Below are 17,738 nucleotides of genomic sequence, written 5' to 3' on the forward strand. Positions count from 1 at the left end.
GAGCTCCCAAGGATTAAAGAATTATCTGGCAGCACTTAATCGTTCAAACTTTGTTTGTGAGACAGGCTTGCCTTTGTAATACCACTCTGATTTACATACTCCTGCAGCATAGATTTTACGGACTCCATGTAAAATGTTGTGCTGCCAAGAAATCTCTTCGGCAATATTTTCTTTCTCATTGTATCGGAGTTCGATCCCATTTTTTGTTCCGCGTACGAATGGGACTTCCGCTACCTTACAGCCATTTTTAAACAGGATAGTTAAGCCATCTTGATGGCCATATCGCCATTCTTCAATAGTATTAGGAATACCTCCTGGAAGATAAGTAAACCGCATCCCATGAGGATATCCATCAGCATAGTGAGTGATTGTTTCAGGCTCTCGATTCGAGTAAAACGTTGTTTTTTTGACCATTACACCGTCGCTGAAAAATTCTTCTGTTAACAAGACACTGTTCGAAGAAAACGTAGAACGAGTTCCTTCTCCGTTAACAATTGTTGAAGAGTATTTCCCATTAAAAGAGGTGTAACGACCCCCTAGAACTCTGCCTCCATAAGTCTTTTCTGTGAAACAAGGATCCGAGATTGTATCGGAGTTATTATTGTCTGGCCAACGAGTCAGTGAGAAGGATCCATCCTCATGGTAAACCTCTTCTTGAGAAGGTAAAGCATTGGGGAAGAATGTTTTCTTAGAAATAAGTCTCCCTTGATTATAGGTCTCTACAACAGCTAGAGTAGTTGAGTGGGGGAACGTTCGTGTAACCTCTCCATGAAGAGCTCCTTGTGCATAGATCTCTATGGTCGTCGTTCCATCTTTAAATACTTTAGTGATGGATCCATCGCATCCACGCTTGTTCCATTCTTGTTTAGAAACAATAATGCCGTAATTATTGCGAAAAGTCTCTTTCATCAACATAGGATCCTTTTGAACTGCTCCGTATGTTAGAGGAGAGAGGGCTAGGGCACAGATAAAAAATAAACGCTTCATGAGTTGCCTTTTCCTATGTTGGCTGATTTCTTATCAAGTAGTGAGATTAGACGATTATATTCTTCTTCTATTTCCTGCCCGGACAATGTGCGTTCCTGATCACGGAAGACCATCCGAAAAGAAACGTTTTTACTTTGAGATGTGGAGTCTCTCCCTTGGTATACACTGACGATGTGAACACTTTCAAGCCATTTAGATTCGAAACTTAAAAGTTCTTTACGTATGTGATCCGCGGGGACATCCTTATCCATTGTAATTGTAATGTCTCTGGAAGAGGCTGGATAGACTGGATAGGGGACATATTGCTGTTCAGATTTCTTTTTCAAAGATAGAAGGCCATTTAACGAAAGCTCTGCAAAGACTACTCCATATTTGATTTGGCTTTTTTTGCATAATTGAGGATGCAATGTTCCAAAGATACCTAAGCATTGCTTTTTGTGATAAAGAGAAGCCTGCTGATAGGGATGAAAATTAGGATGTTGACTAGGCTGAACAGTAAGATCTTCTATTGTTGTCCCTATGTGATTTAATAGTTTTTCAACCCAACCTTTGATTGTATAGAAAGAGAGAGGAGTTCGCCCTTGCCAGGAATCATCTACTGCTTGTTGAGTGAGTAGTATGGCAATATGTTCTTCTTCTTTATAACGATTCTGTTCCTTTGAGTATACATTTCCAATTTCGAACGCATATACGTAGGGAGCTTGTCTATTAAGGTTAGTTGCAGCACTTTTCAACATCCCGGGAAGAAGAGAATCTCGTAATTTCATGGCAGATCCCTGTATTGGAATTAGAGAGCTTTCTTGTAAAGAGAGCATAGCAACTTCCGTATCCAGCAATGAACAGGTGAAGAATTGTTGTAAGCCTCCATCTGCTAGAAAAGAGGTCAGTGCACGTTTTAAAGCATAGATCGGAGTATAGACAGGGAGTATTTTTTGCGTTTTTTGAATGAAAGGTGTTGTTCGACAGATTTCTTCAACAAGATCAGTCTCTTCTTGAATATCATAACGATAAGAAGGAACTTCCACACGAACGGTCTCTTCTTCTGCTGTAGTACGGAATCCCAATGATGAGAGCTTCTCTGCAATTTCCAGGGGAGACAAAGAAACATCAAGGATTCTTTTGATGATTTTAGGACGAATACTAAGAGATAAAGGATGGGATTCGCATTCTCCGAGTTTTTGAATAGGAGAAATTTGTGCCTCAGGGAAAAGAGCTTGGATCATATGAATAGCCGCATACAGTGCTGGCAACACTCCCTGAGGATCTACTCCCCTAGTAAATCTATAAGCAGCTTCCGTGTGAAGCTGAATAGTGCGTTGATACTTTCTCACTGACTGGGGAACAAAATACGCTGCTTCCAGAATGGTTTCCGTCGTCTTTTCTGAAAAAGATGATGCTGCGCCTCCCATTACTCCTGCTAATCCTAAGATTTTATGTTGGTCGGCAACAACAAGAGCGCCTTCTGGAAGAAAGTGCGTTTCCTTATTTAGAAAAGTAAACGATTCGGGAGATTTTACGGTAGTTACATGAATAGATTTTTGGTCAATAGCCTGACTATCGTAAGCATGTAAAGGTTGTCCCAAAGAAAGCATCACATAGTTTGTGATGTCTATAACAGCATTCAGAGGTTGTTGTCCGAGAGCAATCAATGCCGCTTGTAAATTGTCAGGAGATGGTTTCCAAGATAATCCAGAGATTTTAACTGAATAGAAGACAGGGCAAGCTGTAAGGTCATGCGCACTGTTAGAGCAGTTTTCTAAAGGAAGAGGAGTAAAAGAGAACTCTTCGGGAATAGAAAGAGAGGTAGGCGATAAGAAAGAGATTTCTCGTGCTAGGCCAAGAAGAGAGGCACAATGACCTAAGTTAGGCGTTAGAGAGCATTCCAAGGAAGCTCCAGCGAGTAAAAGGCAGGCACTTTCTCCTAAAGGAGTATTTTGAGGAAATTCAAAAATCCCTCGATCTCCTTTTTGCAAGTGTGGAAACCCTAATTCATCAGCTCCACAACACATGCCTTGTGATTCTAGACCACGAATTTTAGATTTTTTGATAGTAGTAACTTCCCCCGAGGTATTACGGATTTTAGCTCCGGGTAAGGCAACAGGAACAATGATTCCCGCAAGACAGTTAGGGGCTCCACAAACAATTTGGCGTTCTTTTTCTCCGTCAAAAACAATCGCAACAGAAAGACGTTCTGCATCGGGGTGCGGCGAGGTACTCAAAATTTTCCCTGTAACGACGCTATTTAAAGAATCCGGAAACACGTTTGGGCATTCCGCTTCGATCCCAATACGATCACAAGCCTCTAAAATATCTTTAACAGAGAGAGGAGAAGAAAAAAATTTTTGTAATAGGGATAAAGGAACGAGCATGAGCAGATGCAGCTTTTTTTTGGTAGATTTTACGAAGTGCCGTGTATAGTAGCAAGTGTTTTGAGGAAGAGGGGGTGTAGGTATTTTTTATGGAAGGGGGAAGGGAGGAGCCTTAGGTTTATGCAAAGTAAAAAAACAATTAAGTGGTTAAAGCAGGCACTTGTTCTTAGCTCTTTCGTTAATGTGCTACTGTTGCTATTGATTTATTCGACTGTATTTAGAAAAGACATGTATAAACTGCATGTTTTCCCAGGAAATCTCATCGCTAAAAGTTCACGAATTGGGAAAATTCCTGAAGATATTTTGGATCGACTAGAAAAAGCATCTCTGCTTGATCTTCTTGCGTTGTTGAATGAAGAGCAATTGGTTTTCGGTCATCCGTTAAAATTATGGGCTTTAGGATTGGGTATACAAAAATATTGTATAGATATCACACCAATGTTGACGCGTCCACTAACTTTCATCAAATTAAAAAGTCCTGAGCATATTTGGCTACTTCCTGATATTGATGATCAGGAATTTTCAAGGATTCACCGTTATTTACACACAGAGAGGTTTCCTTTTTCTTCACAAGGGTTCTTTCGTATTCTAGTTCGCGATTGGGAAAATGGAGTAATAAATGAAGATATTTTATATCGCTTTTGTCATCTTCCCGAGTTTCTTTATGTCCGTTCGCTCTTGTTCGGAGCAGAAATGAAGGCTTCATCTGTGGCCTCTTTAGCAAGGATGGTCATCCAGGGAGGAGAAGAATTGTTTTTTTCTTTATGTCGTTTGGAAAATCGTAAAACAGCAATTTCTGACTGTCAAAGACGGGTTTTTCTCAAAGCTTATGTAGACAGACAAGAACCTTTAGCAGCTCTTCTTTTATTAGTGCATGATGCAGATTGGGTGTTACATGAATTCTCAGATTCTGAGCTGAAGCGTTTTGTCCAATTATTGCCCAAAGAAGCGCATGACGCTGAAAAGTTTCTCGTTAGAGTGGAGAATTCGTGTCGTCAGGGAGTTTTGGAAAGGTATTAGGAGATTCTAGATATTCTTCAAGAGAGGTTTCTGGGACAAGATCAATCCCTCCGATATGCCAAGGGCCACATTTTAATAAGCGTTTTATAATTAGAAGAAGACTTGTCTTTAAGGGAAGTTTTTTCAATGCGATAAGAGCATATTCAGAGCAGGAAGGGAAAAACCGACAAGGCATGCCTAGAAGAGGGGAAATGGTCCAACGATACAAGTGGATAAGCCCTCGGAAAAATGTTTTGATCCAGGATGTGTTCATGACTCTTAGATGATATTAAATACGTCCTTAAGTAGAGTGACGAGCACTTCTAAAGCTATTAACCAGATCACAGTCCATTCTAGAGCAGAGGAATGTTGATAGTTGAGTTGATCATTTAAAATTTCGAGGACGTCTCCTAGTATGGCGAGTCTATGATTAAGTACATTCACGCGGGCATTTACATCAAGGCAGGTCAAAACATCAATGTAAAATGGCTGTGTTTCTGGATGTTCCCAGAAGAAGTCTGGTTCATCGAGGATATCGGAGTGTAAATTAACGGAAGCTTTATCAAGAAAGAGTTCGCCAATCTTTTTTGCAATAGTTTTACGAGAGAGAGAAATTTTCCCTTTAAAAGCAAGTTCTTGAGGTAAAGATTTAGAGTTTTCAACTGTTTTGTAAATTGTCTCTTCAAAAACTGTAAGCTTGATAGACTGAGCTAATCCGAAGGAGATCGCAAGTTTGATATTTAAGTTAGAGTTGGTGAGAACGAGCCTGTCTCGACGTATTTGCAGCTTTTCTCCGTAATGGAAATCATAACTATCAATTTCTGGATGTGGGAGAGGGTCGACAGCTGCCGAAGCTATAGCACGGATAACTTGGAACTCTTCAGATTCTTCCCATCCCCAGAATACACAAACCCCAAATGGGAAAAAAACCGCAGCTTTATCGCTTTCGTCCAGTTCTTCTGAAGAAATTAGAACGTATTCTCGGGATAAAACTGAGGGGTAGTTCGCTTTCAGAAGGTGAAAGAGAACGTGTAGGTGGTAAGCAGAGGCGGAGCAATAAGCGGAACAGCGCATAGTATTTTGGTTGATATCATTGAAATGGGAAGTGTCTCATATTAAAGAATTTTTTACAAAAAAGTGATAGAACTCTTGGAAACTATTTCAAACATGGATCATAGCCAACATGGTAAAAGAGAGAAGTGTTTTGTAGAAGAGGAAGCTTTTTCTTTAAAAGAAATAGAAAAGATGTGTTAGGAGGATTTTTTCTTGTAGTAAAGGGCACAATCAGAGTAAGCTAATCTCTCTTGTTCGTTCTTTTGCGGAAGTGGCGGAATTGGTATACGCGCTATCTTGAGGTGGTAGTGGAGCTTTCCTTAGGGGTTCGAGTCCCCTCTTTCGCAAGATCCTCGCTCTCCCTCGGTACTTTTATTTTTCATTTTGATAATCTTTTTGTCTTTCTAGTATTCTGTCGATAGATTTTTTCTTGCATAAGTTATCTTGAAATGCGTAGATCTTTGTTTCTGTCAAGATCGAGAGAAGAGGGGTCATTGTTGTGCATATATTAATCTGTTTATTAACCATCTTTTTTGGAGCTTTCAATCTACCTGTTTTCAGCGCACATTTTCTCGCTGAAGAAGAGCAGTTTTATATGGAGAAGTTTGTTTTCTCTGGAAAATATCCAGATATGGAGACAATGGAAATTCATGCTGAGAGAAAAAAGCGTGTACAATTCGATATGACGGGAAGTTTTCCTAAACTAGAAAGTGTAGTTTATAAGGGATCTTTTGGGTTGCTTCGCTCGAAAATAAAGGGGGATTGCCCAGAGCTTTCCTCTATAAATTTGTCTTGTACTTCTTGCAGGATGGATTTGGATTTTCGAGGAGATTGGAAAAAAAATTCTTCGATTTTCATTCGCAATGAGCAGGAACCTATCACAATTTTGTTACCTAAAGACGTTGCAGTGATTGTTTACACCCAGATTGATATGAAAAGCAAAGTGATTGCTGAGGGGGCATTAATTCAGAAAGGAAGAGGTTTTTGGAAAAAGTTTTTCGAAATTCTTTAGTAGGAGAGTCTCCTGTCACACTAACTTTTCACGTAGAAACTTGTAACGGAGGGACTATTTTTCTTCGTTAGCTAAACAATTTCTTTTGTCATTTAGAAGGCAGTTCGAGCTTTTCTGAGAGGATAGAAGAAAATAGCGTATCGATTTTAGAGTCGATACCAAGAGGGAATTCCGCCAAGCACATCAGTTCTTGAAATTTTTTAGCTTTTACAATCGCTCTCAAGATTTGCTCTTCCTTTAAGCTAAAGGGAATAGTTTCTTCATGAGCATGTTTTTCACAAAAGAGTTCTCCTTCATAACGATAAATGGTCGTAGAATCTAAAGAGATTTTGCATGATGCACAGGAGTAAGACAAATCAAGGCTTCCTTCATGTTGTAGGAGTTTGAGAAGGAACATAGAAGAAAAAAATTGAGGATGTGGTGTTTCTGGAATACGTTGAAGAAAGTTTAGAAAAAGAGAAAAGAGATGGGGAGAGGGCTTTTCATGCCATTGGGTTTTGAGAATAGCTTGCACCATTTTCCCTGTGCTTTGCAGAAGGGGGTAAGAATTTTTGATAGCAGAGAAGGGATCTTTGAGTTCTCCTTGCAGTACTTTTCTTATTTTCGGAGGAGTATGTTGAATAGTGAAGAGGCTAAACGAAATAGGGAGCAGCGATTCTCGAAAGTCGCAAGATAGAGAAGATCCATTTTTAGCAAAAGCCGAAACAAGCCCTGCTGGAGAAAAAATCTTGGCAATCACATGTTGTTTCTCAGAAGGAGAATGGGCTAAAACGACTCCGGGCAAGGTGATTTGCATGAAAACGCATCTATATAGAAATTCATAAGTTGAGAATATGAAGGAATTCCCTGGAAAAAAGCGAATGTTTTTGTTTTGGGGGATAAAAAACCAGTAAGTTGAGAGGTTTGGCTAATTAAGGAAAGGCAAGGAGCCCCTATAAAATAATTATAACTGATTAGTTGATTGAAGGATCGTGATGTGATTGTTTTCGCTTTGCATTCGATAAGTAATAATGGTTTAGGAGAGGAAAAGCAGAAAGGCTTTTCTCCTGGAGGAAAGTAAGAAGAAGGAGAAATAACAAGGATGTCTGCTCTTCCTCGTATTTTTTTTGAGAAGGGATGCTGCGATGTTGATAAGAAAGATTTGATTCCTTTTTCTACAATAATCTGCTTAGGAGGATAAGCAAGCTCTTGAGTAAGAAAGGAGAGTAGGGTTTGCCTAACATTTTCCTCAGGGAGAGCAGAGACCCGTTTACAACGAATCGGATCGAAGAGATACTGAGAATCTGGAGAGAAGGTATTCATAAAATTACAATCTTGAACGTAGCGAAAGGATTATAAAAATCGCTTATATCAAAGAAGTAAAATTGAAAAGATTTCCAAAGAATTCGCACCGAAGAGGGTTCGAACCTCCAACCACCTGGTCCGAAGCCAGGTACTCTATCCAGTTGAGCTATCGGTGCATGGAAGAAGGACACGAGGTTACCAGAATTGCGTCTGAAATACAAGAAAAACTCCTTAATTCAGGATGGCTAAAGAAGAGATAACATAGATGAGGTAATCAGAGGATCATTTTCTAAAATTACAGTGCGTTCAAGAATATTAGAGAGTTCACGGACATTTCCGGGCCAAGGGTAATCTAAAAAATTTTGTTGAGCTTCTTTAGACAATGTTTTGATAGGTTTATTGTTGATTTTACAAAATTTTTCTAAGTAGTAGCGGGCTAAGGGTAAGATATCTTCTTTTCTATTGCGAAGGGGAGGAATGTGTAAAGAGATGACACTAAGTCGATAATAAAGATCCTCTCTAAGAATTTTTGTTTCTATGGCTTCCTGGAGATTGCGATTAGATGTTGCGAGAAAACGAATATTTACAGGAAGGGTTTTGGTCCCTCCAATGTGTTCAAATTCTTGCTCTTGGATTGCTCGTAATAGTTTTGCTTGCAGATGAGTAGGAATTTCTGTGATTTCATCTAATAATAGAGTCCCTTGGTGAGCGAGTTCGAATCTTCCTACTTTTTTTGTTATTGCTCCAGTAAAAGCTCCTTTTTCGTGTCCAAAAAACTCAGATTCTAAAAGAGTGTCAGGAATAGCTGCGCAGTTAACCTTAATATAGGGTTTAGTAGAGCGGGGAGAGTGTTTGTGAATGAAAAAGGAAAGATTTTCTTTCCCACATCCAGATTCTCCATGTACGAAAATATTTGCTGAACTATTCGCTGCTTTTCGTGCTTTATCTAGAAGCTGTTTCATTGCGGGGCTTTCTGCAATCAGAGGATGAGAAATAGAAGATCCTTGAGATTGGAGGAATAGATTTTCTTGCTGTAAAGACTGGAGTTCTTCTGCTTTAGAAATTAAGGTGAAAAGAGCTTCAGGAGAGAATGGCTTAGTAAGATAGTTAAAGGCTCCAAATCGCATTGCTTCAACAGCATTTTCAATTGTTCCAAAAGCAGTGATAACAAGGATTGGTGTTTGAGGATGATGCTGTTTGGTATGTTTAATAATATCCAAGCCCGAACCATCGGGCATATTCATATCTGAAATGATTAGATCAAAACGATGAGCATGGATTTGCTTAAAAGCTTGCTTTACTCCTGTAGCTGAGAAAACAGAGAACCCTTTAGCTTCCAGAAGTTCTGATAAAAGGGCTAAGATATGTGGATCATCATCAATAATAAGAATGTTTTCTATCGACATGGGTCTTTAAGAGATGAGAAGTTTAGAATCCAGGGACGGCTTATCAAATGGGAGTCCATAGGATAGTGAATGTGATTAGGTTATCTTTATTCGAGACGATGAGATCTCCCCCATGCATTCGCATAATTTTGTGGGCTTCTGCTAATCCTAAGCCATTGCCATGAGGTTTTGTTGTGAAAAATGGGATGAAGAGTTTGTCTTGGACATTTACAGGGAGTGTTCCAGTATTTGTTACAGAAAATCCTCTTTCATGTAATTCGAGAAAGACTTCTTCATTGGAGGCTTCAACAGCATTTTTTACAAGATTCCATATTACGCATCGCAAGCGATCAGGATCTATCGAATGCAGCATAGGAGATAGGAGAGTTCGTTTGAAGGTACAGGAAGGAAAAGCTAATGAAAGTTCAGGGATTAAGGAGGAGAAGAAAGCTTGTAAATCTATAGAGCGGAGGTTGAGAGGCTGTATTTTAGTATATTCAAGCATAGAAGAGACTAGAGAATTCAAAGAGCGAGTGCCTTCTATAATAGCATTTAGCATACGCTGATGACGATCTGAAGAAAGTTCCTGTTTTAGGATGGTAGCAAATCCAGAAATTCCAGTTAGGGGATTGCGAATTTCATGAGCCAGAGTAGTAGCTATTTTCCCTAACTCAGAGATGCTACGATATTTTTCAATCGCATGTTCCAATTGTCGATAGTCGGAACGGTCTCGGATGAGTAAGAAGAGAAAGCCATTGGAGGAGTTTTTCCTCACGAAAACCTCGACTTCTTTATGAGAAAGTTTTTGAGATAGAGTTAGTCGGATAGTTTTGGGAGGAATTTCTTTTTCCAAAGCTTCTTGTACTGAGAATCCGAAAAAAGTATCTGGGAAAAAATCATGAAATGTCCGTTTGACTAATTGAATATTTTCTGGAATTCCTAAAATAGCTCGAGCTTGGGGATTACAAATTAAGATTTCTCCCGAGTCTGCCAGCAAAAGGATTCCATCAGGGATCGAGATAAGGATAGTCTGAGCTTCTCTGTAAGATTGTGTTACTCGTGCACGAATTTCTAAAAGCTCGTTATTGGAAACGCAAGAATCACATACGTCGATTTTTGGCATAAGTTCCCAGTTCTTTTTTTCTTATAGAATAGTTTTCTTTGTCTGTTTCTAGAATGCTATGAATAACAGAGCGTATTTCTTCTAGTTCTTCACATATTTCTTGAGGAAGTGTTAGCAGAGAGGAACTATTCCGAATTTTTTTTATTTGATCGTCGACTTTCTCTATACAAGATAGAAGAGTTTTTTTCTGCTGTAATACTTTAGTAAGTTCTTGGGGGGACAGGGAGGATTCGATTCTTGTAAGACCTAGAATCGACAAAAAGAACCCTTTCTTTTTTTTTAATAAAGGGAGAAGAGCAAGCCTTTCCATACACAAAGATGCCAATTAGCGTTCTCTTTAAGGAAGGATCCCTAAGTATTTATTGGCAACATAAAAAAACGATTAATGCCGGCGATTGGACTCGAACCAACACCTTACTGCTAAGAGTAGATTTTGAGTCTACCGCGTCTACCATTCCGCCACGCCGGCACAACCATTTAATTCTAAAAGCAGAAGAAAGATTTCGAATCCCCCTTCCGACAGGCAACACCCTTACGGGGGCAGAGTATAAGAGAGAACGGGTTTTTTTGTTAAGGAAAATACATAGAGAATAAGTTTTTACTCATCGAGAATTTCTATGATTAGGGCAGGTTTATTGTTTCTAAAACTAAAAGTGATAATAAAGTCTTCATTCTCAATCGTATTTTCAGATAGGATTAGCGTTTTTGATGGAAGAGGCGGCCCCTTGTATAGTTTCGCAAGGATTGGAGCAAGCATTTGACTAGAAATGGGATGTTGAGTGGAAATGATAGCAGCCTTTCCCTGACAATGCTTATTTGATACAGCTGATCCTGAGGCTTGAAGAAACCTGTGGTGCATAGGACAACAGTATCCCTCTTCAATAGTGACAGGGATTTGATGATGGATGTGTTGGACGATGGCAACAAGGAGCGGGTGGATAGAAAATGGTTTAGCTAAGTGCTTGATTCCATTACAGTCAAAGATCAAAGTTTCTTTTGTATCTAGCGAGCTGGATGTGCCATGACAATGAAATGAATAGTCTGTAATAACTGGAGATTTAGGAGTTGGCCAATCATATGTAGGAACAGATTGAGTTTCTACTGAAGGATAGAGAATGAGCGAACCAGAGCTTTGTGTTGTGATGCGTGCCGCCTCTATATGAGAAGATCGAGGAGGTTCTGAGCATCCTGATAAGAGTCCTGAAATATTTAAAAAAAGGATGAGAATTCGGCTCATAATTCTTTCACAAGGTGGAATAGGTTTATATCTTTGTTAAAAAAAAAGTACAAGATCTAGTACTTTTTTCTTCGAAAGGAGTGCGGAAGCATGCGTATTGACGCTTATGAAGTTTGGTTTTTTGATTTAGATGGCTTATTGGTTGATTCGGAGCCTCTGTTTTATCAAGCTTGTTTAGAGACTTGGAAGAGATATGGAGTCTCCATCGAGTTATCTTTCAGCCAATATTATTCTTTGGCCATGCTGGGTCGTGAGAAGTTTCAAGAAGCTTTGATTAGGCGTTTCCCTCAGACACAAGCTTTTTTTCCTCGTTATTTTTCAGATAGGGATTGCCGTTATCGAGAGCTTTTACTTAGCGAACGTATATCTTTAATGCCAGGTGTTGAACAACTACTTTCTTTGTTAGAAGGGAAATCTTTGGGGGTTATTACGAATTCTTCTAAAGAAGATACCTTACGTATTCGCGCAGAACATTCTGTTTTGGAGTGCATGCAGTTTTGGATAACAAGAGAAGATTATTCTCGTCCTAAACCGGCTTCAGATAGCTATGTATTGGCTTGGAAGCAATTTGTAAGAGATGGAGAAAGGGTAATTGGGTTTGAAGATAGTTTAAAAGGGTTACAGGCGTTAGCTGGAGTTCCAGCGACTATGGTGGCAGTAAACGCAGCACTGCCTTTAGAGAAGGCTGCATCTTTATTTCCAGAAAGAAAGTATTACTATTATTCTTCATTGGAGACGATATGCGCCTGTTTACAGAACCACTGATAGGGGGCAGGATAGCACACGTGGTGTAAAGATAGTCCATAGGAAGGAGCTGAGGGAGGACCTTTTCTACGATCTTTTTTTTCGAGTATTTCTGAAAGATATTCTGGAGGATATTTTCCTTTTCCGACATCTAGGAGGGCACCTAGAATGTTGCGTACCATTTTGTAAAGAAATCCAGAACCTTTACAAACCACAGTAACAAGATCTTTTTGCTCTAGTAGGTCTAAAGTATATAGGGTACGTGTAGTAGAAGAATATTCTCTCCCTAGATTAGCAAAAGAAGCAAAGTCATGTGTGCCTATTAGGTATTGGGTTGCTTCTCGCATGCGATCTAGATTCAGTTTATGACGAGGACTAAAACAAAATAATCTGTGATGAGGGAGGGGTTTGGGAAGCAGTGATAGTGTGTAGTGATATTCTTTAGCTATTGCAGAAAACCTGGAATGAAAATCTTCATCGGTGATCACGACATCCCTTATGACAATATCACAGGGTAGAAGGGCATTTAGCATTTTTTTGATGTGTCCTGGATCAAAAAAATGCACGTGATTGGGACACAAGAAATGAGCGACTTGTCCTTGTGCATGAACTCCCGCATCTGTGCGGCCAGAAGATGTGATGGGAATGTATGTTCCGGAGATTTTTAAGAGGATAGTTTCTAGAACTTCTTGAATAGAAAGTGCATTGGGTTGGCGTTGCCAACCAGAATAAGAAGTTCCTTGGTACGCAATGTGTAAAACGATTTTTTTTTGTTTAAAAGATTTATTTGTGAGCATAAGACTGGTTTAGGAAAGCTTCAGCAAACAAGAGATCTTCCGGATAAGTAACCTTGATTTGCGCTCGGTTAGTGAATACTAAAGAGGGTTCTATACCAAGTAATTCTGCAGCTTCGGTATCATCGGATAGAGTAAAATCCATAATGTCAGCAAGAAGAAGGCCTTCTTTAAGTATTTCTGTATCGATACATTGGGGCGTATGAATGACTGCTAAGGCATCTCTATCTAAAGTGCGTACAGGATTACGAGATTTAATTGTATAGGTTGCTGGCGTTGCAAGAGCGGCCGCTCCTGTTTGGGTTGCAGCAGAACAGACTTCGGCAACTTCATCAGGATAGACAAAAGGGCGCACACCATCGTGTACACATACCCAGGGCAGAGAAACCTGTTGTAATCCAGAAAAAACAGAATTTTGACGTAAGGCTCCTGGTGAAGCAAATTTCACTGGATAAGATGAAAAAAGTTCTTGATAGCGTTTTTCGCAGACAACGACGATCTCTTGAATGAAAGGAAGACGTTGATAGGCGTGCAAAGCATGAAGAATTAGCGGCTCCCCACAAAGATTTGCGTATTGCTTAGGGGAGAAAGAATGAAAACGCTCTCCTTTTCCCCCTCCTAACAATACAAGGGAACAACTAAGGTTCATAGAGACACCTCATTACACAAATTTCCGGAGGAGAGAAGAATCGCAAACGTTTCCAGCCTCCCAGTCCTCGATTTACATACAAGAGCCTTTTTTCTTGGGGGAAAGTAAAAAGTCCCCGAGCCAGCTCTGGGTTTTCCAATCCCGACAGCTTATTTGTTATAGTATTCGCAATTTGGGGCCAGGGAAGAGAGATTTGGGGGCCGTGAGAATGACCGGAAAAAACAACATCTCCTGGATAATCTTTCAAATAGTGAATCGTATCGGGATTATGGGAGAGAATAATACCAGGTAATGTGGGATTATAGTTAGTAAAAGCTTTTTTTGGATCGAACTGTTTAGCAAAAAAGTCACCAATTCCAACAATATTTACCATATCTGGAAGTGTTATACTTTGGTTATGCAAGAGTTGAAATGGTGTATTACGCAATATGCTTACTAGATGAGGGTTAGGAATTTGTGGATTAAATGTTTCAGCAAATTCATTCCGAGAGGAGGAGAACAAGCTTTGGTAAATAGAGACAAATGCTCGCTTTAAAGGCTTACTACTGGTTTCTGGAATCGTGTTAATTTTCCCATAAATATCACGAGAAACATAAGTGGCGTAATCATGGTTCCCAAGGCAAGCAAAACATCCTAGAGGCGCATTTAAGGAACATAGAAAAGTTTTTAGCTTGTCTGGAGTCTCCACTTTAGCACGACAAACAAAATCCCCTGTAAAGACAAGAATATCTGGAGATAAAGAAAAAATTTTGCGAGAAATTTTTCCTAGAAAACCAGCAGGTGTTGAGTGATTTAAGTGTAAGTCCGAAATTTGCACAATGCGAAGACCATGGAGGTGAGCGAACTTTTTAGGAAGCTTCCAATTCAAGCGCGTCACTTTCAGTAGATTCGGCTCCACATGATTAGCCCATCCCCATGTCAAAAGAGGAGCTGCTGCAATAGCTATTAAAGGTGTAATGCTCACAAATACAAACAAAAGAAACTAACTTGTTCCTCATCTTAAAGACGAGGAACGCGTGAGTCAATTTCTATTTTACTTAACAATATGTTTAGAAACTAATTTTGTCATTTGAAACATATCTACAGAGTCTTTGGAACCAAAAACCTTCGCCAATTTATCATCAGGATTGATATTCCGTTTGTTCGTTAGATCCTGAAGTTTATTCTTTTTAATGTAATCCCAGACTTTCTTAATAATCTCTGTGCGAGGCATTGGCCCTGCGCCGACGATCGCAGCTAAATCAGCGGATACATTCACAGGCTGCATGAAAGCAGAGTTCTTATTTTGACTCATGAGTGACTCCCAGTTAAAGAAGGTGATAAGAAAAGTTTACGACTCTTCCTTCGCAACTCTTTTATTCCCTAATAAGGTTTATCGTCAAAGTAAAAAACATAGATAAGCTGTTTGAAAGGGAGAGAGGAGCTGGATGAGAAAACGATTTATTTGCAGAGTATGTGCAAGAAATTGATCCCTAAGAGAAGATCATGCTACTATGAGAGTGTTTTTGGCTATTGCTGCTATCACAAAATTATAGAAAAATAACGAGGAAAAACTCTTCCTGCAGGAAAAGTTTTACGGTAGATACTTTGCTAAAGGTTAACGATTATGCATGAAAATTTTGACAAACGACTGGAACTTTTGCTTGAAGGCTTGTCTTTAGCTCGGAGGTCTCTTTGACCCAGAAAAAAAGGAAAATGAGTTAAAAGAGTTAGAGCAGCAAGCGATGCAAGATGGCTTTTGGGATGATGTTGTTAGTGCTGGCAAGATTTCTGAAAGGATCGCTCGATTAAAACAACAATTATTAAATTATGATGAATTAAAAAATAAAATTAGCAATATAAAATTCTTTTTAGAAGATGAAGATTTTTCTAAAGATTTAGAAATACAAAAAGAGTTAGAAAAAGAATTTGTTTTCTGTGAAAAAAAGATTGCAGAATGGGAGACTCTTAGACTTCTTTCTGGGGAATTAGATCGGAATGCCTGTTTTCTATCCATCAATGCAGGAGCTGGAGGTACGGAGTCGTGCGATTGGGTAGACATATTATCGCGAATGTATTCGCGATGGGCAAGTAGTCACGGTTGGAAAATAGAGGTAATAGATCGATTGGATGGAGAAGTTGCAGGCATTAAGCATATCACGCTGAAGTTCATAGGTGAGTATGCCTATGGTTATGCTAAGGCAGAAATTGGGGTTCATCGTTTGGTACGGATATCTCCTTTTGATAGTAATGCGAAACGACATACAAGTTTTGCCTCGGTAGAAGTGTTCCCGGAGATTGATGATAAAATAGAAGTTGAGATTCGGCCTGGAGACATTCGTATTGACACATATCGTTCTTCCGGAGCTGGAGGACAACACGTGAACGTAACAGATTCGGCAGTACGCATTACTCATTTCCCAACAGGGATTGTGGTTTCCTGTCAAAATGAACGTAGTCAAATTCAAAATCGCGAAGCATGCATGAATATGCTTCGAGCTAGAATTTACCAGAAATTGTTACAAGAACGTTTAGAAAAACAAAATATAGATAGAAAAAATAAAAAAGAAATCAGCTGGGGATCCCAAATTCGTAATTACGTGTTTCAACCCTACACCTTAGTGAAAGATGTAAGAACAGGATATGAAGTAGGCAATATTCAAGCTATGATGGATGGCGAGCTTTTAGATGCTTTTATCAAGGCTTATCTGGCTGATTATGGAGAGATTACATGACTACTATGCGTGATCCATTACTAGAGATTCGTTATACGGTTCCTGAAGACGCACACTATATGCGTCTTTGGTTGAATGATCCAAAAATTCTTCGAGGGTTTCCTTTAAAAACTGAGGCTGAAATTCGAGATAGTGTGAATTTTTGGGTAAGCTTTTACCGATGCCGCAGTAGTTTAACTGCTGTATACAATGGAGAGGTTGCTGGTGTAGCAACTCTTATACTCAATCCTTACATTAAGGTGTCTCATCATAGCTTATTGTCTATCATTGTAGGAGAAAAATTCCGCAATAAAGGTATCGGTACTGCTTTGTTGAATAACTTGCTACATCTAGGAAAGACTCAGTTAAAGTTAGAACTCGTGTATCTAGAAGTTTATGAAGAAAATCCGGCTATCCATCTCTATGAAAGATTTGGATTTGTGGAAGTAGGAAGACAGAAGACGTTTTATAAGGACGAGTTAGGATATTTAGCCAAAATTACGATGGAAAGGGTACTTTGAGTTTTCCATATAGAGCTGAAACTTTCTTTTGTGTAAAATGGTTGCGTCATCAGGACTTCTGTTTTGAAAAAGCCCGCCTTTGTGGAGGCGCGGAATTGAATGATAAATAAGATCAGGAATTTCCTGATAATGAATAGCTATAGGTAAGAAGCATGGCGGGACACAGTAAGTGGGCCAATACTAAACACCGAAAGGAACGCGCAGATCATAAGAAGGGGAAAATTTTTTCTCGGACGATTAAAGAGTTAATTTCGGCAGTAAAAATGGGAGGGCCAGATCCTAAGTCAAACGCTCGTTTGCGAATGGTTATTCAAAAAGCCAAAGATCAAAATATTCCGAGTGAAAATATCGAGCGTAATTTAAAGAAAGCTTCGTCTGCGGATCAGAAGAATTACGAAGAAGTTACCTATGAGTTGTATGGATTTGGGGGAGTAGGGATCATTGTTGAAGCTATGACCGATAACAAGAATCGTACAGCTTCGGATATGCGTGTAGCTGTGAATAAGCGTGGAGGGGCTTTGGTAGAGCCTGGAAGCGTTTTATATAATTTTTCTCGTAAAGGGGTGTGCTATGTCCCCAAGAATTCTATTGATGAAGCTTCCCTACTAACACATGTGATTGATTGTGGGGGAGAAGATTTAGATTGTGAAGAGGAAGAATTCTTTTTAGTTCTTTGTGATCCCTCAGAACTAGCTTCTGTAAAAGAAGCTTTAGTGGCTAAAGGCGTAATTTGTTCCGAAGAGAAGATGATCTATGTTCCGTTGCGGTTAGTTGACTGTGACGAAGAGGCTGGAAAGTCGAACTTAGCCCTGATAGAGTGGTTGGAAAATATTGACGATGTGGACGAAGTTTATCACAACATGGCTTAAAAGAACGATTAGGTTGCTT

The 17,738-nt window shown here is 39.4% G+C and carries 19 protein-coding genes, 3 tRNA genes and 1 pseudogene; 7 read left to right on the forward strand and 16 right to left on the reverse strand.

The features are described 5' to 3' along the window. Positions 1-21: 21 nt before the first annotated feature. The gene (locus IJ490_RS02300; protein WP_291893173.1) at positions 22-987 is read right to left on the reverse strand and encodes a toxin-antitoxin system YwqK family antitoxin; all 966 of its coding nucleotides are present in this window, start codon (positions 985-987) and stop codon (positions 22-24) included. Continuing rightward, entirely contained in the window at positions 984-3,356 is a 2,373-nt protein-coding gene (pheT, locus tag IJ490_RS02305; protein ID WP_291893175.1) for a phenylalanine--tRNA ligase subunit beta, read from the reverse strand. The genes IJ490_RS02300 and pheT overlap by 4 nt, the downstream gene beginning before the upstream one ends. 120 nt (positions 3,357-3,476) lie before the next feature. On the opposite strand from pheT, the gene IJ490_RS02310 reads away from it, so the two are divergent. Next, positions 3,477-4,376, forward strand: a complete 900-nt coding sequence (locus IJ490_RS02310) for a hypothetical protein (protein ID WP_291893177.1) — start codon at positions 3,477-3,479, stop codon at positions 4,374-4,376. Here IJ490_RS02310 and yidD read toward each other — a convergent pair. Both yidD and IJ490_RS02320 read right to left on the reverse strand, forming a co-directional pair. Next, the gene (yidD, locus tag IJ490_RS02315) at positions 4,330-4,629 is read right to left on the reverse strand and encodes a membrane protein insertion efficiency factor YidD (protein ID WP_291893179.1); all 300 of its coding nucleotides are present in this window, start codon (positions 4,627-4,629) and stop codon (positions 4,330-4,332) included. The two genes, IJ490_RS02310 and yidD, sit on opposite strands and share 47 nt — an antisense overlap. A gap of 5 nt (positions 4,630-4,634) precedes the next feature. After that, positions 4,635-5,429, reverse strand: a complete 795-nt coding sequence (locus tag IJ490_RS02320) for an RMD1 family protein (protein ID WP_291893181.1) — start codon at positions 5,427-5,429, stop codon at positions 4,635-4,637. Between the two features lie 244 nt (positions 5,430-5,673). Between IJ490_RS02320 and IJ490_RS02325 the strand changes: the two genes are divergently transcribed. Next, a tRNA-Leu gene (locus tag IJ490_RS02325) sits at positions 5,674-5,755 on the forward strand. 128 nt (positions 5,756-5,883) lie between these two features. Next, a pseudogene (locus tag IJ490_RS02330) lies at positions 5,884-6,491 on the forward strand (hypothetical protein). Positions 6,492-6,508: 17 nt separating this feature from the next. Here the strand turns inward: IJ490_RS02330 and recO are convergent. The 8 genes from recO to IJ490_RS02370 form a co-directional block, all read right to left on the reverse strand. Beyond that, entirely contained in the window at positions 6,509-7,216 is a 708-nt protein-coding gene (gene recO, locus IJ490_RS02335; protein ID WP_291893183.1) for a DNA repair protein RecO, read from the reverse strand. Beyond that, a complete protein-coding gene (locus IJ490_RS02340) occupies positions 7,186-7,722 on the reverse strand; it encodes a type I restriction enzyme HsdR N-terminal domain-containing protein (RefSeq protein ID WP_291893185.1) in 537 nt (178 codons plus the stop codon). The genes recO and IJ490_RS02340 overlap by 31 nt, the downstream gene beginning before the upstream one ends. 84 nt (positions 7,723-7,806) lie before the next feature. Then, a tRNA-Arg gene (locus IJ490_RS02345) sits at positions 7,807-7,880 on the reverse strand. A 69-nt stretch (positions 7,881-7,949) separates the two neighbouring features. Next, positions 7,950-9,110, reverse strand: a complete 1,161-nt coding sequence (locus IJ490_RS02350; protein WP_291893187.1) for a sigma-54 dependent transcriptional regulator — start codon at positions 9,108-9,110, stop codon at positions 7,950-7,952. Between the two features lie 43 nt (positions 9,111-9,153). Continuing rightward, positions 9,154-10,212: a histidine kinase dimerization/phospho-acceptor domain-containing protein gene (locus IJ490_RS02355; protein WP_291893189.1), complete on the reverse strand. Its 1,059-nt coding sequence runs from the start codon at positions 10,210-10,212 to the stop codon at positions 9,154-9,156. After that, the gene (locus tag IJ490_RS02360) at positions 10,190-10,522 is read right to left on the reverse strand and encodes a hypothetical protein (RefSeq protein WP_291893651.1); all 333 of its coding nucleotides are present in this window, start codon (positions 10,520-10,522) and stop codon (positions 10,190-10,192) included. Before IJ490_RS02360 ends, IJ490_RS02355 begins: the two co-directional genes overlap by 23 nt. 76 nt (positions 10,523-10,598) lie before the next feature. Next, positions 10,599-10,681 (reverse strand) — tRNA-Leu (locus IJ490_RS02365). 129 nt (positions 10,682-10,810) lie between these two features. Further along, complete coding sequence (locus IJ490_RS02370; protein WP_291893191.1) at positions 10,811-11,449, reverse strand: hypothetical protein; 639 nt, start codon at positions 11,447-11,449, stop codon at positions 10,811-10,813. 90 nt (positions 11,450-11,539) lie between these two features. Between IJ490_RS02370 and IJ490_RS02375 the strand changes: the two genes are divergently transcribed. Further along, positions 11,540-12,214 carry an HAD family phosphatase gene (locus IJ490_RS02375; protein ID WP_291893193.1) on the forward strand — a complete coding sequence of 225 codons (675 nt, stop codon included), beginning with the start codon at positions 11,540-11,542 and terminating at the stop codon, positions 12,212-12,214. Here IJ490_RS02375 and truA read toward each other — a convergent pair. Genes truA through IJ490_RS02395 form a run of 4 tightly spaced genes read right to left on the reverse strand, consistent with a single transcriptional unit; the run spans position 12,169 to position 14,930 of the window. Further along, complete coding sequence (truA, locus tag IJ490_RS02380) at positions 12,169-12,990, reverse strand: tRNA pseudouridine(38-40) synthase TruA (RefSeq protein ID WP_291893196.1); 822 nt, start codon at positions 12,988-12,990, stop codon at positions 12,169-12,171. The genes IJ490_RS02375 and truA overlap by 46 nt on opposite strands. Then, positions 12,977-13,636: a 2-C-methyl-D-erythritol 4-phosphate cytidylyltransferase gene (gene ispD, locus IJ490_RS02385; RefSeq protein WP_291893199.1), complete on the reverse strand. Its 660-nt coding sequence runs from the start codon at positions 13,634-13,636 to the stop codon at positions 12,977-12,979. Before ispD ends, truA begins: the two co-directional genes overlap by 14 nt. Further along, positions 13,626-14,612 (reverse strand): UDP-2,3-diacylglucosamine diphosphatase LpxG, encoded by a 987-nt coding sequence (gene lpxG / locus IJ490_RS02390; RefSeq protein WP_291893201.1) that lies wholly within the window; start codon positions 14,610-14,612, stop codon positions 13,626-13,628. The genes ispD and lpxG overlap by 11 nt, the downstream gene beginning before the upstream one ends. Before the next feature lie 57 nt (positions 14,613-14,669). Further along, on the reverse strand, positions 14,670-14,930 hold the full coding sequence (locus IJ490_RS02395; RefSeq protein ID WP_291893204.1) for an SWIB/MDM2 domain-containing protein: 261 nt from the start codon (positions 14,928-14,930) through the stop codon (positions 14,670-14,672). A 312-nt stretch (positions 14,931-15,242) separates the two neighbouring features. Between IJ490_RS02395 and prfB the strand changes: the two genes are divergently transcribed. The 3 genes from prfB to IJ490_RS02410 all read left to right on the forward strand — a co-directional run bounded on the left by prfB (position 15,243) and on the right by IJ490_RS02410 (position 17,719). After that, positions 15,243-16,350 (forward strand): peptide chain release factor 2 gene (gene prfB / locus IJ490_RS02400; protein ID WP_291893207.1). Its coding sequence is split into 2 segments (ribosomal slippage): positions 15,243-15,307 and positions 15,306-16,350, totalling 1,110 coding nucleotides; the frame shifts between segments, so codons are not numbered across the junction. Further along, positions 16,347-16,850 (forward strand): GNAT family N-acetyltransferase, encoded by a 504-nt coding sequence (locus tag IJ490_RS02405; RefSeq protein WP_291893210.1) that lies wholly within the window; start codon positions 16,347-16,349, stop codon positions 16,848-16,850. The genes prfB and IJ490_RS02405 overlap by 4 nt, the downstream gene beginning before the upstream one ends. Positions 16,851-17,002: 152 nt before the next feature. Beyond that, entirely contained in the window at positions 17,003-17,719 is a 717-nt protein-coding gene (locus IJ490_RS02410) for a YebC/PmpR family DNA-binding transcriptional regulator (protein ID WP_291893213.1), read from the forward strand. Positions 17,720-17,738 lie beyond the last annotated feature (19 nt).

Origin of the sequence: Chlamydia sp. (assembly GCF_017472245.1) — a bacterium.
In the GTDB taxonomy this organism is placed as follows: domain Bacteria; phylum Chlamydiota; class Chlamydiia; order Chlamydiales; family Chlamydiaceae; genus Chlamydia.